The organism is Thermococcus sp., assembly GCF_027008145.1.
GTDB lineage: Archaea > Methanobacteriota_B > Thermococci > Thermococcales > Thermococcaceae > Thermococcus.
Window position 1 is genome coordinate 1 of record NZ_JALTCZ010000202.1, and the last position, 23,948, is coordinate 23,948.

Below are 23,948 nucleotides of genomic sequence, written 5' to 3' on the forward strand. Positions count from 1 at the left end.
TGCCATCTCATAGAGCTTCTCAGCCTTCTGAAGAGTCTCATTACCGACTCCAGCTGAAAGAGCCTCCCGGTACAACCTACTGAAACTCTCGTTGAAGATAACAAAATTATGATAGTACATGTAGTTGAGCATCCTGAGCGTCAGCGTCATTGGACTAAGGACTGAGACCGGGTAGGTGTACTTAACCTCAATCGTGCCAACGCTGTGGAGCTGGACGGTTACCTCGATGACTTTGGTCGTTCCGTCATCCTCGACGACCTTGTAATTGAGGATGTCTGCACTGGTTGCCGTAACTGTGTAGTTCTGTATCTTTGACGGTATCGAGACGTAGAGGGTAGCCACCGTTCCGTGGTCGCCCTCGAAGGCTATGTTGACGACGCCACCTTCCTTGCTCTCATTCCTCGTAACGTTGAGGATCTTGATCTCACCGTTAAGGGCTTTAACTACCTCGGCACCGGTCTTCTTGGCCTCGTTGATGACCTGCTGCGTGACCGGCCTCACCTCAAAGACTCCAACGTTGTTCGAGTCATTGTAGTCGAGCGGGCTGGTAACTCTTATCATGTACTCGTGCAGTTTAGTATCGGTAACCGGCAGCAGGATGCTGTCCATGAGGGTTGCATTGGCGGGCAGTACGGTGCTGTAGGTAAGGAACGGTATCTCCGCCCCGTCCCTATAGAACTCGACGATTATCGGTGTATTGACCTCTCCGAGGTTCTTGATGGCGTAGGTTACGTTGATACTCCGTCCGAGCTCAACGTTGCCGGTGTAGGTGAAGGTCATGACCGCGACATCGGTCTTTGCCTGGGCAGGGAGTATCGTCACCGGAACTGTTATCAGCGGCCATCTCTTGATTGTGCCGAGCACGAGGAAGCCCTTGAACGGGATTGTGGTGTTGGTGACGTTGTAGTATACCTTTATATCGTAGTTGCCGTCACCGGAGTAAGTGATGTTGTAGACGCCGATCCTGTCGGTTGGCACTACCTCCGTTATGTACATGCTGTAGGTCGCCTGTCCTGGGGCCTCGTTGTCGTAAGAGTAGGCCTCAAGGATGTACTGACCCGGCATCGGGTTGTCCACGTGGATGTGTTCGTTGGTTCCCCAGTTGGTTGAAGAGGCCACCAGCTCAAGGGTTCCGCTGTTGTTGTAGTATAGATAGAAGTCAACGTCCAGTATCGTGGGTGGGAACACTGACTCGGTTCTTATGTCTAGGCTCATCGTGTTGTTGGGCACCGTGATGTTGAAGTAGGTGCTGTTCCCGGTCGGCGGGGCAACGATGTTGAGGTAGGGTGTCGTCTTGGAGACATAGCCGAAGGGCTTGTCCATTCTTAGTGGCCCAACGAACTCCGGAATGTGAGCGGTTATCTCACCCGTACCGGTGGAAGTGTTTGTGAAGACCTTCCACTCCATCGGCTTCGTGTAAGCGACACCGACATGGCCGGCGAACTTCATTGGATAACCGAAGAGCGGGTACAGGAAGACGTTGTGGAGTACTATGGAGTGTAGACCTTTACTAGCCGGGGCCGTCACTATCTCCTCGAAGGGGCTTCCAGTCTCGGTGCATGGCCTGAAGAAGCCTCCTCCCACGTAGCCATCACATCCTCTGGCTATCTCCTCAAGGGTGTAAGGTCCAAAGACGCTCGCGTTGCTGAGGCTCCAGCTGTCAACAAATGGGCCGAGGATGTGGACGTTTATGTCTCCAAACTCTGACCAAACGACGTCGCTAATAAGCACGCCGTTCTTGTGCTCGCTGTTGAAGTAGAAGAACCTCCAGTCACCGGTCTCGTATCTCCATCCCCAGTCGTAGACGCCGTAGACGTAGGAGTTGTCGTAGAGGCCGTTGCTTGTCCTGTTCTCTCCACCAAAGGCGAAGTCCGCAGTTGGAGAAGCTACCACGACGCTCACAGGTATTGTCGACTCGTGGTTGCCGTACCTGACGTATATAGCTCCCTCGTAGATTCCGTAGGGTGTGTCTTTCGGAACGGTTATTGTGGCGGTGAATGTGAGCTTTCCGGTGAAGTTGGTCGTGAAGCTCTGCTTTCCGTTGACCGTGACCCACTTCCAGGGCTCGCGCTTGAAGAACTCAACCTTTATGGTCGCCGGGTAGTTCGCGTCCGGGTAGACCCTGAGGAGGACGAGCCTGCCATCGGCCCTCTTGAGCGGGTCGTGGACAGTGAACGAGACTATGTTGCCTTCCTTGCCGTCCTCGTTGACGCGGGTCATCTGCCCGGTGGTCGGGTCGTAGAAGTAAACCCTAACAAACGGGTTTCCGAAGTATGTTGAGTACATTGTGACCTTCATAAGTTCTGCATCGGTCGGTATATACGGGGTTAGGTTGATCCAGATGCTGCTCTCATTGCTGACGTTGACGCTGAAGTCCTGCTCACCTATCTTCTTAAAGACCATCGGTTCGACGGTAACCTTCTTGATGAAGCCGTAGTTGGTCAGCATAAAGGTCTTGTTTGCGCTTTCTCCGGGATACATCACGTTCGGGAAGGCCGGATAGTCGGTCTTGCCCGGCTGCCAGCTAGTGGGCTGTATGAGGATTCCGTTCTTGCCGAGTGCCAGCGCAACCGCCCTAGTTGCGTTGAGGTAGCCAGCACCCTGTCTGAAGACATCGTTGTCAATGTTCTCGGCGGAGCTCTTCAGGATGTCCCTTACTAGGTCGCTGGTCGGCCAAGTGCCGTGGGCCTTGTAGTAGGCCTCGTAGACAAGGGCCGTTATTCCAGCGGCCACAGGAGTTGCCATCGAGGTTCCGCTGAAGAGCCATTCGGCGTACTTTCCGTTGAGGTGGTAGTTGACGTAGTCCGCCTCGGCGCCGTAGGCACCGGTTGCAAGGACGTCATCCTTGGCCTGACCTAGACCGTTCGGCCCGCCGTCGGACCAGCCGATGACGTCACCAAAGGCTATCTTACCACTGTCCCATCCGAGCGGGACGCGGTAGCCACTGTCGGTAGCTGCTCCAACGGTTATGACACCCGGGGATGCACCCTCGTCGGTTACGGTTCCGTATCCGGGCCCACCGTTCCCAGCTGCATAGAGGATGGCCACATGCGGGGCGAAGTAGTGGGTCAGGTAGTAGAGGAACCTATCGTCATAGCTGAAGCCCTTCGTTATTGTGTAGGAGTTGCCGTAGCTGTTGCTGACAATCTGAGCCTCGTCCCCGGTGTCAGGGATGCCGTCGTAACCGGAGGTCGCGAAGAACATCGCGCTCATCCAGTCAACGCTTGTAGTCCACGTCGTGAGCAGCGGGACTGCCATTATCTTCGCCCCGGGGGCAGTTCCGTAAATCGGATATTCTTTGCCAGGCTGCGCCGGGACAAGGGTCAGGCCGAAGAACTTGATTCCGTTGTAGTAGACCTTACCACCTCTGGCAGCTGCCGAGGATGCACATCCAGTACCATGCGGTATTCCAAAGTAGTCGATTAGGAAGGCCACTAGGCTTCCCGCCTTGGGGACCTTGAAGGGTATGCCCATCTGGGCGAGATGCCACCTCTGGTAGTAGACGTTCGAATAGGGTATCGGCTTCTGACCGTCGGCTATGTAGTAGACGAGACCACCCGAGATGTCAGGCAGGCCATCACCGTTCAGATCCCAGGCAACAACCGGGTTGTCCTTACCATGACCGACGTCGTCGTTGAAGTCAACGAACATTCCAAAGTCGGTCGTGAGTGAGACGTAAACCTCGTCGTACTTACCGGGCTCGTTTGGATCGGCCGTTAGAACGTTCGGGGCTAGATAGAACCCGTTCATGTAGGCAAGGAACAGGTCTGGATGGAACCCAAGGTGAACCTCACCGCTCTTGAGCGGGACTTTGAGGTTGTTGTTCATCGGGAGCCTGACGCCGAAGAGCGGGACGTAGCGTGTGGTGTTACCATAAGGTATTGCTATGATGGGTATTGCCATGTAGCCGTCTCCAATAATCTCCGTTCCGTTCATTGGTGATGGAACATCCGCAAGGTCTATAAGTGACGGGATCAGGAATGGAAGGTTGAATCCGTAGCCGGTGTAGTTGTACACCATCCCTATGCCCCTGTTGAACCTCCTGACCGAGACGTTGAAGGTTCCAAGGTCGAGAACTGTGGGTATGCCTATGTCTGGCATTGAGGCAGTGGCGTTTATGTGGAAGTACCGAACCGTGAAGTTTGCAAGGGCAGTCTGGTTCTCCTCAAGCTCGCTCAGGGTCTGGTAGAGGTAGTCGGCACTGAAGAGGATGAGGTTGCCACCTTTCTTGAGGTAGCTGGCTATAATCTGGGTGTCGTTTCCAACAAATGACTCGTTGTTCTCACCGGTGAACATTATCACGAGGTTGTAATTGCTGAAGGTGTCGTTGGGCAGGGGCTTACCGAAGGGTATTGTTATCCTATCGTATGGAATGCCGAGGGCATTGAGGGCATCATAGTAGTACTTCTCGAAGTCGAGGTAGTAACCACCGTTGCCCTGGCCACCGTCGTCATCAACGACGAGAACCCTGCCTATGCCTCCCCTCTTTGAGGCAATCCAGTTGAGCATGTCAGCGAGAACCTTTACCCTGTCTGACTTGTTCGGTATGCTGGCCAGGCTCATCCCAGAGAAGACAACGCTGTAGTTGTAGGTTGAGTTGTAGTAGCCAACTATGTATGGGGCGCTAAGGATTCTATAGAACCCCGTGAGATAGGAGGTGTTGGAGTACTCGTTCATGAAGCCGTACTTGAAGAGTGCATCCGGGAATGCCGTGCCAAAGGCCAGGTACTGGAAGAGGCTACCGGGGTCGTACATTATCGGCCAGCCGTAGTAGGGAGAGTTCTTGTTGGTGTCCACGGCATAGGCGCCCATCAGGGCGGGGTTTCCGAAGTCAACGCCTGTATCGAGGATTGCAATCTTCACGCCACTGCCGTTGATGTCGTACTTCTTCCATGCGTTCATGGCACCGTCGTGCTTGACGACGTACATATCATCCGGCTCAAGCCTCGGAGTTTTGGAGGCCTCGGACTTGAGGACTGGAACCTTGGCGTTGAGAATGCTCTTCCTGTTAATGATCCCCCACGGAAGCCTGTCCTTCTTTCCATAGAAGGAGCTTATGAACTTTCTGTGGGCGTTTATCTCCTTAAGCTTTGCCTGGAGCTCGGGATACTGCTTCGCAAGCTTGTCAAAACTCTGCATGAGCTCCATTGCGCTTATGGTCTCTATGGAGCCGGAACCCACCAGCTCTGGCTTAACGATGTCAACGGTCTTGACGTCAGGAATGCTGGCGAGCTTTATAAGAAGCGCATCGCTCCTCTGGCCAACCGGTATCATGATGTTGTAGACGTAAAAGCCATCGATGTTTGCATATCCAAAGACCCTAACACCCCTAGGAACCTGGACTTTTCTGGTGGCAACGAAGTAGGCCGGAACGTACAGCCTGCCGTTGATTGTCTTGACCAGGTCAGGTTGCTTACCCTTTACTGCCCTGAAGAGCACGGGGTTTATTTTCTCCTCGGGTGCCACCGCACTCTGGGAGCTTTCCCCTTTCACAATCTTTGGTGACGGGGCATAAGCGGCTGTCGCACTCTGAGGTACTGAACCGCTCGTAGCCAGCGCCGGCATCGTAAGTGGCACCAGCGAGGCCACCATCAACAGGGCTATTAACACGCCCAATACTTTCCTGTTCATTTTAAACCACCTTTGCCTGTATAGAACCACTAGTGGTAGAACCACTAACCACTAGAAAGCTAGGTGGTCTTCGATATAAATATTTCGACTTGAATATACAACAAAATACCTCGTAAAACGTTTATGAACTCTAGAGAACTCCCTGTAATGGCAAGCTAAAGGCTTTTAACCCATTGTGGAAATACGCCGTCGTGAAAACCCGGTGATGAACCATGAAAACGGTCAAAGTTGTGGTTCTCATACTCATCATAGCCATCACAGGGCTTGGGGTTAACGAAGCCGTTCAGCACTACCAGGGTGGGGAGATATACGAGGCCGCTAACAAAGCTTATGGCCTTCTCGTTAAGGGCTTCAACGTTACCGTTCAAATAGAGACAGTTGGTGGGAAAAACCTCACCGGAACGCTGCTAAGCGTGAGAGGCTCAACAATAACCGTTGTAATCAACGGAACCCCCATGACCGTTGGGGGACCAGAGGCAACCAGGGAGGAGGTAAAGGCCCGTCTGATAAAGATTGAACACCACGGCAGGGTTTACCTCTACGAGGTTCCACCCATGGAGGGAAGTGGAGAAAAAGTGTTCTCCTCCCTAATCCCCAAGGGCAAAGCCTATTCGATCAGGTTTTCAGGGAAGATATACGTTGAGGGGAACGTTTCTCCAATAGCAATCGGGAGGCTGAAATACAGGGCCGACTACCTGACTTACGGCTCGCTCACAATAAACCAGTTCTCGTCTAGGGGGGCCATTCTAACCGCCAACATGGTGCCTGTCCAGTACCTGCTCAGCAACCTCAAGGGTTACCGCGTCTTTGTCTATGGCATCCTCTACGTCAACTCGGAGGAGAGGAACATGCCCCTCAGGGTTCTAGAGGTGAGGACTGGATGAGCGACCTGCCCCACCTGATACCCATTTTATTCATGGTCTACGTTGCCCTCGGACTCGCTGAGCCGAAGACGATAGCAGTAAGCGCCGCCTTCGCTATCTTCATGGCGTGGGGGATTGAAAGGGGCAAGCTAGTGGAGTGGAGAGACTACGGGCTTGAGATCGATGAGAAGTATATCGTCTGGGCCTTCTGGCTGTCCCTGGCAACAATTGCCCTCCAGATTGCCATGCTCCACAAGGTTCCCCTTCTCGACCCGGTTGTGAGGACGAACCTCAACCCAAGGCTCACTGCCCTCACCTACTTTCTAGGCGTCCCCTCATCGGTCTACCTTTTCATGAAGGGCAGACGTTACTCCCTGCTCTACCCCGTTGCCGTGGCCCTCTACGCCTACAGGACGCCAGTGGTTGTCTCCATCCTTGCACTTGGAATAGCTTACTACCAGGGGGGGAACCTGTCCGGGAGGAAAGGCCTGCTCACCCTCTCCGGAATAGCCGGGGGTGGCCTGCTCCTCTTCCTCCTCGTGACGTTCCTCCGGGGAAACGGGCTTTCCAGCCTCTGGGTTAGAATTCAGAGCACCGTATCGGTTCTCGACGTCATAGTGTGGCGGGGCGGGTGGAGCGGTTACTACAAGGGTGCCCTCCAGTGGGCCGGGGTGACGTCCTACTTCGGCCACGGCTACGCCCCGAGAGGGCTCGTTGCGAAGTTCCTCTACGTCCACACTGGGGCAACCATAACTCCCACCCTTCTGGGGGGAATGTACCTCGACTTTGGAGTATTTGCACTCATCGAGGCCTTTCTCCTGGGCCTTTACTACGGCATGCTGACCAAGGCGGAGCACCCGATCACAAAGGCCCTCTATTATTCCACCCTGGCCTACGGCATTGTGGGCATTGAGACGGGAATTCTTGACCTCCCTGTCTATGCGCTCTTCCTTCTGGCGGCTTACATACTCTACCGCGGATGGAGGGTCGCCCGTGAGGGCTGAGGTCATCTTCTGGCCCCTGGCTCTCCTCTACATTCTCCTCGCGCTCCTCTCGAAGCTTACCTTCCCGGAACTTGGAAGGCCCGAGGTGCTGCCCCTAGCTTATGCCCTCGCCTTTCTAGTCTTTATGGCCTTGGGGTTTGTTATAGTAAACAGGATTCCCGAGACGGTTAGGGGGATGACGTACCTTTCTCTCTTTTCGATCGTCCTGCTGGCGACTAACTTGACGGTCTTCCTGATATCTCTCCCCCTGTTTATTCTCCTGGCCCTCTTCATTATCTGCGGAACCGAGACCGGGCCTGAAAGGTCGCTTTTCCTCCTGCCCCTCCTCACTATCTACGGAAGCAGGACTAAGCTTGGAAGGTCATTTTACATCCTTGGCATCGCCCTTCTGGTTATACTCCCCACCCTAGCGATTCTCCTAGCGGGTGTTCCCCTCCTGAAGCCGGCAAGCAGGTTCTCAAGCTTCAGGTTCCTGTACTTAGCATCTGGCTACATCGCTGTCATTCTGCTCTCGGTCAGGCCGGATTGGAAGGTTCTCCTCTGGGGGATTGCCATTGGTGTTGTCTCAACATTTAGGACGGTCGTTCTAGGGGTCGTGCTGGCCTACACCTTTGGCCTGCTCCTCGGAAGAAAGCGACCGAAAGTCGGTCCGCTCATCGCAATAGCCCTCGGACTTCTCCTTGCTTTCCTCGTCAGATATCACACCACGCTCTCCAGCTACTCCACGTGGCACCTGGGCATCGCTGAAACCATCCTCTACAGGCCCGGTGTTACCTACACGGTATACGAGAGGCTCTTCAACCTCGGCTTTCCCTGGGGGAAGGGATGGATACTCCTCTCGGACAGCCCAAAGCTCTACGTTGGCCGCCTCTTTGGAAGGGATGTTGGTTACACATACACGCTCTTTGGTCAGCCCGCCTACGACCTCGGTCTCATAGGACTCTTTGAAGGCTTACTTCTGGGGATGGCCTTCAGGGACTCTCTGCGACTGAAGGAGACCGGAGTAATAAGCCTCACTTTGCTCACCCTGGCAATCCCGATAGGTCTTGACGCGTTCTTTTTCTCTGCTTTGATGGTGCTCGGCTCAATCCCAACGGAGGTGGTATCTTGCTGGACAAAAAGGCTCTGTCACTAGCTATCTTTGGGGTGGCTCTCGCGCTCTCGCTCGCGACCTTCCCTCCCTGGAACACCCTGACCTACGATGGGGCTCTCTACATTGACATAGCCAGAAACCTAGCAAAGGGCCCGACGAACTTCACCTACCAGGGTGTTTACATGATGTATCGGCCTCCACTCTACCCTTACACGCTTTCCCTCTTCTTCCACTTCATCCACAACCCCCTCAGCCAGCTGACGGTTGCCAGACTGGTATCGGCAATCTTCTTTTCCCTGACGGCAGTCTTGACATTCCTGCTCGCCTTTGAATTACTGAAAGACAGGAACAAAGCCCTAATAGCCTCAGCGTTCTTCATCCTCAACCCCCTGGCCTTCACCATGGGGACAAGGGAGCTCGTCCACAGCGAGTTCACGTTCTTCTACGCCCTAGCTATCTACCTCCTCTACACGGGAAGAAATAGGGAGGGAAGGAGAATTTACTTCGCTTTTATCTCAGCAGGTCTTGCAATACTAACAAGATACACCGGCCTCTCGATAATCGGTGTCTTCTTGGTTTACCTCTGGCTGACTGAATACTGGGACTGGGTGAAAAAACGTGAATACTGGCTGGGCCTTGGAGTTTTGCTCTTAACCCTTTCGCCCTGGCTCTATCTCGGTCAGCTCCACTACGGGGGCTTTCTGAGGCCCTTTGAAGTTGCCTCCCGAGTTGTCACCCTCGACAAGCCTGTTGATGTCTCGACTTACATTGAATGGCTTGGAAAAGACCTTGGAGACGTTCTCCTTGGCCTCACCCTGCTCGGTCTCTTAAAGATAAGGCAGGACGAGGAGGGCTGGCTAATCCTCAGCTGGTTCGCCGTTGGTCTAACTGGCATACTCACCGTCACCCATAAGGAAACCCGGTTCATAACCTTCCTCTCCCCCGTCATGGCTATTCTGGCCGTTGAGGGCGTTGAACTAATGGTTGAATTAGCTGGAAGAGCCTTCTCACTGAGACCGGAGAGAAGAAGGTGGAAGAAGCCCGTCGTTCTCGCGCTGTCCCTCCTCCTTCTCCTTCCGGTGGGCCTCAATGCACTCCACCTGAAGGAGCGCTGGAACGTGGTGGGGCAGTACGAGTCAATGGTTCTTAAGTATTCGACTGAACATTACCCAGGACGCGAGCTGTTGGTATCACCATACCTTTACACAATGGCAGGCTTCTACTACCCGAAGGCCCACGTTGATATGATACTTAAGAAGAAAAATGTGGAGGAGAGAATAGCCGAGGGCAAGTACGACGTGATAATCCACAAGGACCCTAACACGTACCTCAACATCCTAACGAGCGGGAACTACATCCTTGTGAAGGAGTTTTATGGGAGGTTCAAGGTGTTCGTGGCGAGGAGAATCCTCCGGTGAATTAAGCCTTCCTTTTCAAATGGACACGTTTTCTCTTCTTTTCATTTATATGCACCAGAGAACAGCCCTGTATAGTTAATTTTAAAAACGGCCCCTCGATATATCACCCGCAGTAACTAAAGGGAGGTAATCGCCATGAGCGAATACAGGTTTATAAGATGGTTCGAGGAGCTCGGCAAGGAAGACGTCCCCCTCGTCGGTGGAAAGGGGGCAAACCTCGGTGAGCTCACCAACGCCGGAATCCCGGTTCCGCCCGGGTTCTGCGTTACGGCGGAAGCCTACAAGTATTTCGTCAACAACGTTAAGGTCTCCAAGGAGCAGATAAAGGAGTTAATGGGAGAGAAGGCCGAGACCGGCGTTCTCGCCGAGGTTCTCGCGGCCGCTCCGGAGGAGCCCAGACCCCTTCAGGACTGGATAATGGACATAGTGAGCAGGACGAACGTTGATGATAGCAGGGAGCTCCTCGACAACACCGCCCTGATAAGGGAGCTCATAGACAGCATGCCAATGCCAGAGGAGATAAAGACCGAGGTTCTTGACGCATATCACAAGCTCTGCCAGCGCTTCAACAAGAACCCAGAGAAAGGCGAGTTCATATACGTCGCCGTCCGCTCCTCTGCCACTGCTGAGGACCTTCCCGAAGCAAGCTTCGCTGGCCAGCAGGAGACCTACCTTGACGTTTACGGCGATGATGACCTTCTTGAGAACGTCCGGAAGTGCTGGGCCTCACTCTGGACCGCTCGCGCTACCTTCTACAGGGCCAAGCAGGGATTCGACCACAGGAAGGTCTACCTCTCGGCGGTCGTCCAGAAGATGGTCAACAGCGAGACCAGCGGCGTCATGTTCACCGCCAACCCGGTCACCAACGACAGAAACGAGATAATGATAAACGGCGCCTGGGGCCTTGGCGAAGCTGTAGTCAGCGGTGCGGTTACTCCTGACGAGTACATCGTTGAGAAGGGCACCTGGAAGATCAAGGAGAAGTACATAGCAAAGAAGGAAGTCATGTACGTCCGCAACCCCGAGACCGGTAAGGGAACCGTTCTCGTCAAGGTCGCCGACTACCTCGGGCCGGAATACGTTGAGAAACAGGTTCTGACAGACGAGCAGATAATCGAAGTCGCAAAGATGGGTGCAAAGATCGAGGAGCACTACCAGTATCCCCAAGACATCGAATGGGCCTACGACAAGGACGACGGCAAGCTCTACATCGTTCAGTCCAGGCCGATAACGACACTCAAGGAGACCAAGACCGAAGAGGCCGAGGAGGTCACCGAGGAGATGGAGGTCATACTCAGAGGACTCGGTGCTTCACCTGGCATCGGCGCCGGTAGGGTCGTCATCATCTTCGATGCGAGGGAGATCGACAAGGTCAAGGAAGGCGACGTTCTCGTCACCACCATGACCAACCCGGACATGGTTCCGGCCATGAAGAGGGCTTCAGCGATAGTTACCGACGAGGGCGGAAGGACCTGCCACGCGGCCATAGTCGGCAGGGAGCTTGGCATCCCGACGGTAGTCGGAACCAAGGAGGCCACCAAGAAGCTCAAGGACGGCATGCTCATCACCGTTGACGGAACGAGAGGCGTCGTCTACAAGGGCATAGTCAAGAGCCTCGTCAAGGAGGAGAAAGAGAAGGCCGCCGGCGGCCAGGTGGTGGTGACAGGTGCCCCCCTCATAACCGCCACGGAGGTCAAAGTCAACGTCTCAATGCCTGAGGTGGCTGAGAGGGCCGCCGCTACCGGTGCAGATGGCGTTGGACTTCTGAGAGCGGAGCACATGATACTCAGCATAGGTGCCCACCCGGTCAAGTTCATCAAGGAGGGCAGGGAGGAGGAGCTGGTTGAGGTTCTCGCCAACGGCATAAGGAAGGTTGCAGAAGCCTTCTATCCGAGGCGCGTCTGGTACAGAACCCTCGATGCTCCGACCAACGAGTTCCGTGAGCTCCCTGGTGGAGAGGACGAACCGATCGAGAGGAATCCGATGCTCGGATGGAGGGGAATAAGGAGAGGCCTCGACCAGCCCGAACTCCTCAGGGCAGAGTTCAAGGCCATCAAGAAGCTCGTGGATGAGGGATACGACAACCTCGGCGTTATGCTCCCGCTAGTCAGCCACCCGGAGCAGATAAGGAAGGCCAAGGAGATAGCACTCTCAGTCGGCCTCGTCCCGCACAAGGACGTTGAGTGGGGTGTCATGGTCGAGACCCCTGCGAGCGCGATAATCATCGAAGAGCTCATAAAGGAGGGCCTCGACTTCATCAGCTTCGGAACCAACGATCTCACCCAGTACACACTAGCAATCGACAGGGACAACGACAGGATAGCCTACCTCTACGACGAGAAGCACCCGGCAGTCCTCAAGCTAATCGAGAGCGTCATCAAGACCTGCAAGAAGTACGGCGTCGAGACCAGCATCTGTGGACAGGCGGGAAGCGATCCGAAGATGGCAAGGCTCCTCGTCAGGATGGGCATCGACAGCATCTCAGCCAACCCCGATGCCGTTGAGCTCATCAGGAAGACCGTCGCCCAGGAGGAGCAGAAGATCCTCCTTGAGGCGGCCAGGAAGAGGCTCTTCGAGTGAAGCCTTTTCGGCTTCCTCTTTCCAGTTTTCCACTTTTCTCCAGTTTATGGCCAATGCCAAAAAGCTCATCTACTCCCAATGAGAAAGTTTAATGGTGATTTTATGAGTGCAATGGAAATTAAGAGGATAGACCCTCAGGGACGCATCGTCATACCACGCTCTTGGCGGGAAAAGTGGGGCAATGAGGTCATAATTGTTGAGCTGGAGGACAGGCTTGAAATACTCCCGAAGAAAAAACCAAACCTCTCAAAGTTCTTCGACATCCTTGAGCTGGAGGTTAAGAGCGAGGACTTGGAAAAGGAACTCCTTGAGGGCATCTGATGTGATCCCATGAGGTTCATAGACGCCAACGTCTTTTTGTATGCCCTCATAAGGCCCAAAGGGAGCGTCCCCGAGAGTGTTCCGGAGAAGAAGAGGAAGGCAAGGGAGATTCTAAAGCGCGTGGAGAACGGAGAAGAGGCCGTCACAACGGTTGTTCACCTAAGCAAAGTCGCCAATATCCTTGGGGCCAAGCTCAGCCTGGCCGTTGCCCTCGATTTCCTTGAGGAACTCTTGACGGCAAAGAACGTCACGGTTCTCCCGGTAAACACCGAGGACTACCTCCGCTCCCTTATCGTTGCGAGAGAGCGCGGGGTAAGCGTCAACGCCGCCCTCGCATACCTCAGGATGGAGAAACTCGGAATCAGGGAGATATGCACCTTCGATAGGCACTTCCTAAACCTCGACGTCAAGGTTCTGGCAGAATAGCTGGTCCTTTTATCCATCCTAAAGTTTTTATTCCCACGTTTCGATTGTTATCTTAATGAGGCGTGAAGTAGAGGAGATGCGCGAGCAGATTCTCAGCGGGCCAGTAGTCAAGACGCTCATCCTCTTAGCTTACCCGTTAATAATCAACAGGCTTGTTCAGGTTCTCTACAACCTGACGGACACATTCTGGCTCGGTAAACTCGGCAGGACGGAGCTTTCTGCCCCGGGAACGGCATGGCCCATCGTATGGTTCTTCATGAGCATAGGCATGGGGTTCGCTACCGCTGGCTTCGCCTTCGTGAGCCAGTATGTTGGTGCTAGGGAATACGACAAGGCAAACCGCTCCGCCGGAGCCCTCTACTCCCTCATGCTGCTCTTCGCTACAGCAGTTGGAATAACCGGTGTGCTTCTCGCCCCGGAACTGCTCCACCTGATGGACGTCAGCGATACCATATACCCCTACGCGCTCAGCTACACGAGGGTCATCTTCGGGGGAATACCATTCTCCTTCACCCTCTTCGCCTTTAACTTCCTCCTGAGGGCAGTTGGGGACACCAAAACGCCGGTGAAGATAAACATCACCACGGTAATCCTCAACATAGTCCTCGATCCGTTCCTAATCTTCGGCATCGGGCCGTTCCCCAGGCTCGGAGTCACCGGCGCCGCGATTGCGACGATGCTCTCGAACAGCGTTGGTTCGGTTGTGGGTGGCTACCTCCTCTTCACCGGAAGGGTCGGGATACACCTCACGCCGGAGACGCTGAAGCCTGACGTCAGCTTCTACTCAAGGATCTTCAGGGTTGGCCTACCTGCAAGCATCGGGAACTCGACTACCGCCTTAGGCTTCGTTATCCTGACGAGGGTCATCTTCACCGTTGGCGGGCTCTACGGCCAAGCCCATGGAATTCCGAACTTCGAGGACGTTGCCTTTGCAACCTACAGCATAACGAACCGCCTAACAAACTTAATGTTCGCCTTCTCCGACGGCATAAGCATGGCGATGGGCACGATGGTTGGCCAAGCCATAGGGGCAAAGCTCTACGAGAGGGCCAAGGTCATAGCCGGAAAAACGATGGCCATAAACTTCACGGTACTCGGTGCTGGGACGCTCCTTTTCATCCTCTTCCGCGTCCCTATATTCAAGTTCTTCATAAACGATCCGGGGGTCATAGCCGAGAGCGCCAAGGTAGTGGAGTACTTCTCGGCCTCGCTTCCCTTCTTCGGGGTTTTCTCTGCCGTTAACAACACCTTCCAGAGCGCTGGTCAGACGAAGAAGAGCATGATCCTCGGCATGGTGAGGCTCTGGGGCATAAGGCTTCCCCTCAGCTACGGCCTCGGCGTGCTCACGAGGGACACAACCGGAATGTGGCTCGGGATGGGGCTGAGCAACGTTTTAGGAGCGGTTATAGCCCTCGCGTGGTTTCTCAAAGGGAGCTGGATGAAGGGAATAATCGAAGAGTAACTTTTTATTGGCGCGCTTCGACTACTGTCTCACCGTGGTGGTGATGGAGAGAGAAAAGATCAGGGCGATGAGGGAGGAGATACTGAACGGGCCCATAGAGGGAACCCTCCTCAAGCTGGCCGGCCCTTTGGTGGTTAACAACCTCGTCCAGGTAGTTTACAACATAACGGACACATTCTGGCTCGGCAAGCTCGGAAGGGAGGCCCTCTCCGCGCCCGGGGTGACGTGGCCCATAATCGGAACCCTGATGGCACTCGGCATGGGCTTCGTCATGGCTGGCTTCGCCTTCGTCGGGCAGTACATAGGAGCGGGAGAATACGAAAGGGCCAACCGTTCCGCCGGAGCCCTCTACTCCCTCATGCTGCTCTTCGCGACCGCGACAGCCATTCTAAGCGTCCTGATTCTGCCCTACGCCCTGACCTTCATGAAGGTGACCCCGGGTCTTTATCCCTACGCCAAGACCTACGCGACCATAGTTTTCCTCGGCGTCCCCTTCGCCTTCACCTACATGACCTTCTCTGCCCTGAGCAGGGCCGCAGGGGACACCAAGACCCCAATGAAGATAACCCTCCTCACCGTGAGCCTGAACATAATCCTCGACCCGGTCTTCATATTCGGCATCGGACCCTTTCCAAGGCTTGGTGTCGCAGGAGCCGCTCTGGCGACGGTTTTAGCCAATACCGTGGGCTCGGCGATAGGCCTCTGGATGCTCTTCAAGGGAAAGATAGGCCTCAGACTAAGCCTTGAGAGTCTAAAGCCGGACCTTGAGTTCTACGGGAAGCTCTTCAGGGTCGGCCTGCCGTCGAGCATTGGACAATCAGCCAACAGCTTCGGCTTCATTGTTCTGACGAGGATAATCATGGGGTTCGGGGATGTAACCTATGCAGCTTACATCATAACCACGAGGCTCGTCAACTTCCTCACGAGCATTTCAAGGGGCATAAGCATGGCGATGGGAACTATGGTGGCTCAAAACGTTGGTGCTGGAAGGTACGGGAGGGCTAAGGCGATAGCCGAGAGAACGATGGTAATCAACTTCACGATAGCAGGTCTGGCCGTTCTGATAATAGGACTCTTCCGCGTGCCCATCTTCAGGGTTTTCCTGAACGACCCAGCGGTCATAGCGGAGAGCAAGATCGTCCTCGACTACTTCCTCATCTCAGTTCCTTTCTTCAACGGGATGTTCATAGTCGTGAACAGAACCTTCAGCTCAGCTGGACATACGAAAAAGACCATGCTCCTCGGGATACTCAGACTCTGGGGACTGAGGATACCGCTGAGCTACGTTTTCGGCTACGTGCCTGCCTTAGTGCTGGCCTTTACGCTCCCGCTCATCCAGAAGTCTATCTACCTTAACCTCCCCTTGGCCGAGCTCTTCGGGATGACGAGCAGGGGAGTCTTCTTCGGGATGGGTCTGAGCAACTTCATAGGGGCCCTCGTTGCGCTCGCCTGGTTCCTCAGGGGAAGCTGGATGAGGGCGATCATCGAGAGGGAGGCCAAAGAACAGGAAAAAAAGAGGGCGTTTTAACTTCCGGAAGTCTAATAAACCCGGCGCTCAAAGGGACTATGGTGAGATCATGAAGGCAGAAAGATGGGATGATGTTTACTCCTTCGAGAACAGCCCCTTTATCATGGAGATACTGACCGGGCTGAGGGACGAGAAGACCGGGCCTATATCCTTCAGGAAGGGCCTCGTGAAGCTCGGCCGTTACATGGCCTACGAGATAACAAAGACGATGGAAATTGAGAGGGTTCCCGTTAAGACGCCCCTTGAGGAGACGGAGGGAGTTATCGTAAGGGACAGACGGAGTGTCGTCATAATAACCGTTCTGCGCGCGGCAATACCGCTTATGGAGGGTCTGATAAAAGTTCTCGAGCACGCCCGCGTCGGCATCGTTTCAGCCTCTCGTGAGAAGGCCCCGAAGTTCGAGATAGAGATGAACTATGTAAAGATACCAGAGATAAAACCCGAGGACACCGTGATAATAGCCGACCCCATGATAGCGACCGGCTCAACGCTCATCCGGGTTCTTGAGGAAGTTAAGCGCTATGGAAAGGCCAAACGCTACGTTATTGTAGGTGTTCTCGCAGCTCCAGAGGGAATAGAGAGAATAAAGAAGGCCTTTCCAGAGGTCGAAATCTTCGTTGCCAAGGTTGACAGGGAGCTGAACGACGAGGGCTACATCCTCCCCGGGCTGGGTGATGCAGGCGACAGAGCCTTCGGGGCGCCGGTAAAGGCTCAATAAAGTTTACCTCCCTCCTCGCGGAGCTTCTCCCTTTCCCTCTCGATTCTCTTCTCGTCCTCAAGCAACTTGGCCCTGTAGTGGTACCTCACCCTCCCGAGTAGCGTTAAAGCCCTGTTCATAAACCTCCCCGCGTAAACGGCCACGAGGGAAGCCACAACGAGCAGGCCGATGAAGAAAAGGGCCTCGTTCATTTTATAACCTGCCCACAGGAAACTGTAGAGTAACCCGCCAAAGAGAAAGCCGAAGAGCCCGACAACAACGGTTATTAAAAGGAGCTTGTAGCCATAGCGTTCCATGAACAGCGCGAAGTCCATGGGAGTCACCGACAACAATTGGATGAACCTTTTTTTATGATTTTCGATAATCTTTTAAATCCCATGCAGTTTTAGGCTTCTCTCAACCGATGTGGAGAAGGCCTATGATCCCCGGGAGTCGAGTAGCCGAGGAACTTTCCAACATCCATCCCAAAGGGATTGGGGAAGACGTCGAACCTTGAGACCTACAGGAATCCTGCCGTCTGGAGGGGGAGCAACACCTGATCCTCAACGAGAAAACCCCGATCCCTAACAAACTTAGGGTTAAGACAGCGACCCTGTTGCAGGAGATGCAGGGGCCCGGAGGGAGCGATAAGTTGTACTCCACTCGACCCTGCCGTCCCGATATAGAAAAGCCTTCTCTCCCTCTCCCCTGAGGAGTAACCGCCACAACGCCGCCCGAGTCTAATACTACCCCCACAACGAGGGAACCGCTATTACCCGGGAGATCCCATCCCTCCACCTTGGGCACATCTTGTCTTAGCCTCTTCCCACTTTATCCCGCACGGTGAAGCCGAGGAACTTCCTGAGGAATTCCAGTCCAGCTTCGTTGTTCGCAGCCCTAGGATGAAGCGAGAGGAAGAACGTACAACGGCAGTTCCGGTAGCTTTCCTCAACGCTCGTTAGCTGGTATGACAGGAGGATGGAGGGCATATACCAAGTATACTCCCGGTTGAGTATCGGAACGGTTCCGTTTGGGAAATAGATAAAATCACGATCGATAACCGTGAAGTTCTTGAGCAGGAGAACCCGCAGGGCGTCTCCGGATAGTGAGTAGCGCGGGGCTATGAAGTAACGGGGGTATGGAAGATAGCACTCCTTGAAGGTTCTGAGGCCGAGGTCGAGCTTCTCCTTGGCCGTGCTTGAGTCGCAGTCGAACTCCTTACCTACGTGGTCGTAACCGTGAAGCTCGATGTGATAGCCCTCATCACTGAGGTTCCGGAGAAAGGCTGCGAAGCCGGTGTAGCGGTTGAGGGGCATCTCACCACCATGATTGGGGATGACGAATAGGTATGTCTCGTTCTGGAGGCCGTAGGAGTCGATTATCTCCGTTAGCTGCCTGAGCTGGGGATAGTAGCCCGGACTAACGTCGTGGAGAAGTATTACCAGGTGGCCGAGATTGGGGAGATAGACCGGAGTGGAGAGGCTTGAGGAAGAAAGGAAGACGAACGCCACGAGTATGGGGACGACCTTCTTCATCTGAGATAAAAGGGAGGAGGGGTGTAAAAAGGTTTCTCAGAGGTACTTTCTGAAGAACTCCCCGACCTTTGCCTTCCACTCATCCGGATGGAACTTGAGGGTTCTGACGTGAGGTGAATCCGTAATCCAGAGCTCAACGTCGGGGTTGACCTCCCTGTTCTTTTCATAGAAGGCTTTAACCTCCTCCACCTTAATCAGCGGGTCGCTCTCCCCCTGTATCAGGAGGAGCGGTTTTCTGACTTTATCGGCGTAGTTCATTACGTTGAGTTCTTTAGCACCACTGAAGAGCTTTGTGAAGGGCTTGATGAATGCATAGAGCCACTCCGGAAGGTTTGCAAAGTACTTCAGGCCCCTCGCCCCTGTCTTGTCCATCTCTATTGGGGGTGAATCGGCGACGCCGCAACAGACCCCGTTGATCTCAGCTAGGGCCCTTATCGCCAGCACCGCACCCATGGAGAAGCCGAGGAGTCCTATTCTCTTTGCCCTCTCCGGGTGGTTCTCGACCAGCCACTTAACCGCTCCCCTAACGTCATCGATTTCCCTGTCGCCGACCGTCGTGTACTTCCCCTCGCTCTTTCCATGTGCCCGGAAGTCGAAGGTAAGGACGTTGTAGCCCTCCTTGAGGAGGAACTCTGTAACGGGCTTCATGTAGACGTCGTCCCACCTGCTCCTCGTGTAGCCGTGAAGGGGCACAACAGTCTTCTCGCTCCCGCTGTCTATCCACCATCCGCTGAGCTTGAGGCCGTCCCCGGTCTCAAAAACGACTTCTTCATAGTCGAAGCCAAGGTCTTTAGGCGTCCACTTACCTATAAAGCGCGGGGGTTTAACCAGCTTGTAGGCGACGAACACAACGAAGGCGAAGAATATCAGAATGAAAAATAAAAGGAGCCCAATGAGCCAGTCCACGCTCATCACTCCCCCGCAGGTTTGCTCTCAACGTCGAGATGCTTCATGCCCCATACCAGCGGGAGTGATATGGCTATGAATATCGCCCCGACCGGGAAGAGGATCTTGTAGTTGCTGCCCGCGAGCTGGACTATGAAGCCACCGACGGTTCCGGCTATGAGCACCGGGAAGGACTTCACGGCCTCAAAGACACCGTAATAGCGACCGTTGTAGGCCTCTTTCTGGTATTTGGTGAGGAGATCCCCGATGACCGGCCACGAAGTTGCCATGAGGGCTCCCCAGCCTATTCCCGCGACGGCTATAAGGCCGGTTATTTCGCCTCTCGTGGAGACGAACCAGCCGAAGAGGAAGGGTATAAGGAATATCACCCCGCTTATGAGAATGGATCTTCTCCTGCCTATCCTGTCGTAGACCGGACCACCCACTATAGCTCCAATCAGGACGGTGACATTAAAGAGTGCCATTATGGCGTTTCCGAGGGCAGTAACTTCCTTCGTGCCGAGCACTGACTCAAGTATGCCAAAGAGAAACACCGCAACGAACTCGAAGCTGAGCCACCAGAGCATCTGGGCGATGTAGAAGTTGAGGAAGTCCTTGTCGGAGATTATAGCCTTCAGGTAGTCCCAGAGGCCTTCCTCGGGGAGCTCGCCTTCTGCTCTGGGCTCTCTTATTTTGAGGGTCACGTAGATTGCGGAGATTATTAAGAAGAATGCAACAACAGTAAAGGGCATCCAGAAGTTGCCGGCCTTTATCATTGCCTCGATGCCGTTCTTTATCCCAGTTGTCTTGGTGGCGCTCGCAGCGATGAAAGCTATCGAGCCAAAGAGCACTAGGTTTCCCATCCACTCGAAGAGCGTTATCACGCCACTCGCCTTGCCCCTGACACCGCTCTTGACTATGTCAGGCATCAGGGAGCGGTACTGGGCAACGAAGAAGTACATGAAGAAGTAGAACAGCGCCAGCAACACTGCAAAGGTCATCAGAGAGACTCCAGCTATGTAACCGAGGTAAAGGGCTATAGCAGTGAGACCAGCGAGTATTCCCCCGGCGAGGATGAATGGCACCCTCCTACCGAGCCCTGAGCGGTAGATGTCGCTGTAGTAACCCATTATCGGTGGGACTATCAGACCCATAAGCCCTTGGAGGGCGAGGACTGTCCCAATGACCGTTGGGGCGTTTGTATACTTTGCCTGCAGAAGCTTGAATGTCAGTCCCTTGTTCAGAGCCCAGCCAGTGCTCATGCTGAACCCCAGAAGGGCAAGACCCAAGATGACGCTCCATTTAAACTTCCTTTCACCGTTGGACACAAGGATCACCCCACTATATAGACTATATGGCGTAGGAGTTTAAACAGAGAAGCTTTTAAGGGTTTTTAGCCCATTTTTGGGCGGTAGGGGAGATGCCACCTATGAACAGTGAAAAACTTTTCATACTTGGTCACAGGGGCTTTAAGGGGGAGCTTGAGAACACCCTTCCGGCCTTCAGGAGGGCTTTAAAGTATGCCGATGGGATAGAGTTCGACGTCAGGATGACGGCTGACGGGAAGCTCGTCCCCCACCACGATGAAGGCTTTAACTCCAACGGGGGCTTTCACACCATCAGGGAGCTGACTTTGGTGGAGCTGAAGAGACTGCACCCAAAGGGTAAGCTAATCCCAAGGGTGGAGATGGTCTTTCGGAAGTTCAGAGGGGCCTTCTTCAACGCCGACATCAAGGAAACCGAAGCCATAGAGGAGTTGCTGAAAACGGCCGAGAGATTAGGGGTGTTGGATAGAACGGTCTTCTCGTCGGAAGACCCAACCCGTATCAAGGCTCTTCTGAGGGAATGTCCAGACTGCATGGCCGGCTTATCCATAGTCAACTGTTCCTTCATCCGCTGGATCCCGAAGCTTAAGGGTTTGTACTCTGTCCACATGCCGCTTGATGCGGTCTCGTACATCGGCTACCACGCCGTGGTCTCACTCATAAGAGCTTTCAGGAGGAAGAGCCTTAGAATCTATCTCTGGAACTACGGGATGAACGAGCTTTCCTGGGTTCCGAGGTTCCTTCCCTTCGTCGATGCTGTAATCTCAGACGACCCGGCGAGGTTAAGAAAGGTTTTTTACTGAGTGGGGGAAGTTAAAGCGGTGGTTTGCATGGAAGGTAAGGTTTTGGTGCTCGGCCACAGGGGTTACTCAAGCAAATACCCTGAGAACACTATTCTGGCCTTCAAGAAGGCCATTGAGGCTGGGGCGGACGGAGTTGAGCTCGACGTCTGGCTCACGAAGGACGGGGAAGTCGTCATAATCCATGATGAGACCGTTGACAGGACGAGCAACGGAAGTGGTGGGGTCAAGGAGATGACGTTAGGGGAGCTTAAAGAGCTTGACTTCGGGAGCGGGGAGAAAATACCTACGCTTGAGGAGGTCTTCGAGGCCCTGCCGGAGGAGGCCCTCATAAACGTCGAGATCAAAGACGTAGATGCCGTCGAGAGGACGGCGGAGATAATCAGGGCCCACAACCCTGGAAGGGTCATAGTTTCCTCATTCCACCTTAACGCTCTTGAAAAATACAGGAAACTCGACCAGGAGACGAGGGTAGGAATCCTCGTGGATCGCGAGGAGACTATAGCAAAACTGCCCGAGCTGATGCCGAGGATAAGGCCCTGGTCAATAAACCCACCTATAGACGCACTCTCCATCCTCGGTGTCGAGAAGACCGTTGGGGCGCTCCAGATGGTCAGGAAGGCCAACCTGAAGGTTCTCCTCTGGCCACTCAACGAGGAGCTCTACTACCAGAACGACAACCTAGTCAGGCTCGGAGGTCTCTTCAACGGGGTCATCGCCAACGATGTCGAGAGGATGATCAGCTACCTCCACTCCTTAGGGCTCAGGTGAGACCGAATCCCTAATATATCCCCCCGTCTTTCTTAATTCTTGGTGGTGGCATGGAGGAATTCATCCTTTCTCTTGACGAGGGAACCACTTCGGCGAGGGCAATAGTGTTCGACAGGGAGAGCAACATCCTTGGAATCGGTCAGTACGAGTTCCCTCAGCACTACCCAAAGCCCGGCTGGGTGGAGCATAATCCAGAAGAGATATGGGAGGCCCAGCTCAGGGCGATAAAGAGCGCCATCAAGAGGGCCAAGGTCGAGCCAGGCCAGATAGCGGCTATAGGCGTTACCAATCAAAGGGAAACGACCATAGTCTGGGACAGGAGCGGAAAGCCGCTCTACAACGCCATAGTCTGGCAGTGCAGGAGAACGGCCGAGATGGTGGAGGAGATAAAGCGCGAGTACGGAAGCCTCATCAAGAAGAAAACAGGTCTCGTTCCGGATGCCTACTTCTCCGCAAGCAAGCTCAAGTGGCTCCTCGACAACGTGCCCGGTCTGAGGGAGAAGGCAGAGAGGGGTGAAGTCCTCTTCGGGACGGTTGATACCTTCCTAATCTACCGCCTCACTGGTGAACACGTTACAGACTACTCCAACGCTTCCAGGACTATGCTCTTCAACATCAAGAGGCTTGAGTGGGACGACGAGTTGCTTGAGCTGTTCAACATCCCGGAGGGAGTTCTCCCCGAGGTCAGGGAATCTAGCGAAGTCTACGGCTACACGAAGAGAGACATTTTAGGTGCCGAGATTCCCGTCAGCGGAGACGCCGGCGACCAGCAGGCTGCGCTCTTCGGACAGGCCGCTTTTGAGACCGGAATGGTGAAGGCAACTTACGGGACGGGGAGCTTTATCTTAGCCAACACCGGGAAGACCATCCGCTATTCAGACAACCTGCTCACGACCATAGCCTGGGGCCTCGGCGGAAGGGTCACCTACGCCCTTGAAGGAAGCATCTTCATAACCGGTGCCGCTGTGCAGTGGCTCAGGGACGGGGTAAAGATAATAAAAAGCGCCTCCGAAACGGAAGAGCTCGCCACCAAACTGAAGGGCAACGATGGAGTTTACTTCGTGCCGGCCTTTGTGGGCCTCGGCGCGCCATACTGGGATCAGTTTGCGCGCGGACTGATAATCGGCATAACGCGCGGAACCGGCAGGGAGCACCTCGCGAGGGCAACGCTGGAGGCGATAGCTTACCTGACGAGGGACGTGATAGAGGAGATGGAGAGGCTCGTCGGCATAAAGGAGCTCCGCGTCGACGGGGGCGCGACGGCAAACGACTTCCTGATGGGGTTCCAGGCGAACATACTGAACAGGCGCGTTGTGAGGCCGGTGGTAAAAGAAACAACGGCCCTCGGAGCGGCATACCTAGCTGGCCTTGCAGTCGATTACTGGAATGACATTGAGGAAATAAAGAAGCTCTGGAAGGCGGAGAAGGTCTTCGAACCGAAGATGGACGAGGAAACAAGGGAGAAGCTCTACCGCGGCTGGAAGGAAGCTGTGAAAAGGGCGATGGGCTGGGCGAAGGTCGTCGGCAATTGACTCTCGTTTATTTTCATGGCCCATCTATGTACATTTGCTAAATGTTCACGGCTGTCCTACCTTTTTATGCCCTAAAC

General features: G+C 54.3%; 18 protein-coding genes. 13 read left to right on the forward strand and 5 right to left on the reverse strand.

Annotated elements, in window-relative coordinates:
* On the reverse strand, window positions 1–5,631 hold a 5,631-nt coding region (locus tag MVD07_RS10195), incomplete at its 3' end, for a S8 family serine peptidase (protein WP_297501754.1).
* Window positions 5,632–5,843: 212 nt separating this feature from the next.
* On the opposite strand from MVD07_RS10195, the gene MVD07_RS10200 reads away from it, so the two are divergent.
* The 10 genes from MVD07_RS10200 to upp all read left to right on the forward strand — a co-directional run bounded on the left by MVD07_RS10200 (window position 5,844) and on the right by upp (window position 17,044).
* A complete protein-coding gene (locus tag MVD07_RS10200; protein ID WP_297501757.1) occupies window positions 5,844–6,515 on the forward strand; it encodes a hypothetical protein in 672 nt (223 codons plus the stop codon).
* Window positions 6,512–7,498, forward strand: coding sequence for a hypothetical protein (locus tag MVD07_RS10205; RefSeq protein WP_297501760.1), 987 nt, complete (start codon window positions 6,512–6,514; stop codon window positions 7,496–7,498). Before MVD07_RS10200 ends, MVD07_RS10205 begins: the two co-directional genes overlap by 4 nt.
* Window positions 7,488–8,633 (forward strand): hypothetical protein, encoded by a 1,146-nt coding sequence (locus MVD07_RS10210; protein WP_297501763.1) that lies wholly within the window; start codon window positions 7,488–7,490, stop codon window positions 8,631–8,633. The genes MVD07_RS10205 and MVD07_RS10210 overlap by 11 nt, the downstream gene beginning before the upstream one ends.
* Complete coding sequence (locus MVD07_RS10215) at window positions 8,606–10,009, forward strand: glycosyltransferase family 39 protein (protein WP_366078518.1); 1,404 nt, start codon at window positions 8,606–8,608, stop codon at window positions 10,007–10,009. The genes MVD07_RS10210 and MVD07_RS10215 overlap by 28 nt, the downstream gene beginning before the upstream one ends.
* A 135-nt stretch (window positions 10,010–10,144) precedes the next feature.
* Window positions 10,145–12,589 carry a phosphoenolpyruvate synthase gene (gene ppsA / locus MVD07_RS10220; RefSeq protein WP_297501773.1) on the forward strand — a complete coding sequence of 815 codons (2,445 nt, stop codon included), beginning with the start codon at window positions 10,145–10,147 and terminating at the stop codon, window positions 12,587–12,589.
* A gap of 102 nt (window positions 12,590–12,691) precedes the next feature.
* On the forward strand, window positions 12,692–12,910 hold the full coding sequence (locus tag MVD07_RS10225; protein WP_297501776.1) for an AbrB/MazE/SpoVT family DNA-binding domain-containing protein: 219 nt from the start codon (window positions 12,692–12,694) through the stop codon (window positions 12,908–12,910).
* A 9-nt stretch (window positions 12,911–12,919) separates the two neighbouring features.
* The gene (locus MVD07_RS10230) at window positions 12,920–13,336 is read left to right on the forward strand and encodes a type II toxin-antitoxin system VapC family toxin (protein WP_297501779.1); all 417 of its coding nucleotides are present in this window, start codon (window positions 12,920–12,922) and stop codon (window positions 13,334–13,336) included.
* A 55-nt stretch (window positions 13,337–13,391) separates the two neighbouring features.
* A complete protein-coding gene (locus MVD07_RS10235; protein WP_297501784.1) occupies window positions 13,392–14,798 on the forward strand; it encodes an MATE family efflux transporter in 1,407 nt (468 codons plus the stop codon).
* Window positions 14,799–14,841: 43 nt separating this feature from the next.
* A complete protein-coding gene (locus MVD07_RS10240; RefSeq protein ID WP_297501863.1) occupies window positions 14,842–16,326 on the forward strand; it encodes an MATE family efflux transporter in 1,485 nt (494 codons plus the stop codon).
* Between the two features lie 46 nt (window positions 16,327–16,372).
* A complete protein-coding gene (upp, locus tag MVD07_RS10245; protein ID WP_297501866.1) occupies window positions 16,373–17,044 on the forward strand; it encodes a uracil phosphoribosyltransferase in 672 nt (223 codons plus the stop codon).
* On the opposite strand, the gene MVD07_RS10250 is transcribed toward upp, so the two are convergent.
* The 4 genes from MVD07_RS10250 to MVD07_RS10265 all read right to left on the reverse strand — a co-directional run bounded on the left by MVD07_RS10250 (window position 17,038) and on the right by MVD07_RS10265 (window position 20,771).
* Window positions 17,038–17,358 (reverse strand): hypothetical protein, encoded by a 321-nt coding sequence (locus MVD07_RS10250; RefSeq protein ID WP_297501867.1) that lies wholly within the window; start codon window positions 17,356–17,358, stop codon window positions 17,038–17,040. The two genes, upp and MVD07_RS10250, sit on opposite strands and share 7 nt — an antisense overlap.
* Window positions 17,359–17,838: 480 nt before the next feature.
* Window positions 17,839–18,558, reverse strand: coding sequence for a DUF2334 domain-containing protein (locus tag MVD07_RS10255; protein WP_297501787.1), 720 nt, complete (start codon window positions 18,556–18,558; stop codon window positions 17,839–17,841).
* 36 nt (window positions 18,559–18,594) lie between these two features.
* Window positions 18,595–19,464, reverse strand: coding sequence for an alpha/beta fold hydrolase (locus MVD07_RS10260; RefSeq protein ID WP_297501870.1), 870 nt, complete (start codon window positions 19,462–19,464; stop codon window positions 18,595–18,597).
* 5 nt (window positions 19,465–19,469) lie between these two features.
* Window positions 19,470–20,771, reverse strand: a complete 1,302-nt coding sequence (locus tag MVD07_RS10265; RefSeq protein WP_297501790.1) for an MFS transporter — start codon at window positions 20,769–20,771, stop codon at window positions 19,470–19,472.
* 92 nt (window positions 20,772–20,863) lie between these two features.
* On the opposite strand from MVD07_RS10265, the gene MVD07_RS10270 reads away from it, so the two are divergent.
* Genes MVD07_RS10270 through glpK form a run of 3 tightly spaced genes read left to right on the forward strand, consistent with a single transcriptional unit; the run spans window position 20,864 to window position 23,871 of the window.
* Complete coding sequence (locus MVD07_RS10270; protein ID WP_297501792.1) at window positions 20,864–21,571, forward strand: glycerophosphodiester phosphodiesterase family protein; 708 nt, start codon at window positions 20,864–20,866, stop codon at window positions 21,569–21,571.
* Between the two features lie 27 nt (window positions 21,572–21,598).
* A complete protein-coding gene (locus MVD07_RS10275; RefSeq protein ID WP_297501872.1) occupies window positions 21,599–22,339 on the forward strand; it encodes a glycerophosphodiester phosphodiesterase family protein in 741 nt (246 codons plus the stop codon).
* 50 nt (window positions 22,340–22,389) lie between these two features.
* On the forward strand, window positions 22,390–23,871 hold the full coding sequence (gene glpK / locus MVD07_RS10280) for a glycerol kinase GlpK (protein WP_297501794.1): 1,482 nt from the start codon (window positions 22,390–22,392) through the stop codon (window positions 23,869–23,871).
* Window positions 23,872–23,948: the final 77 nt, after the last annotated feature.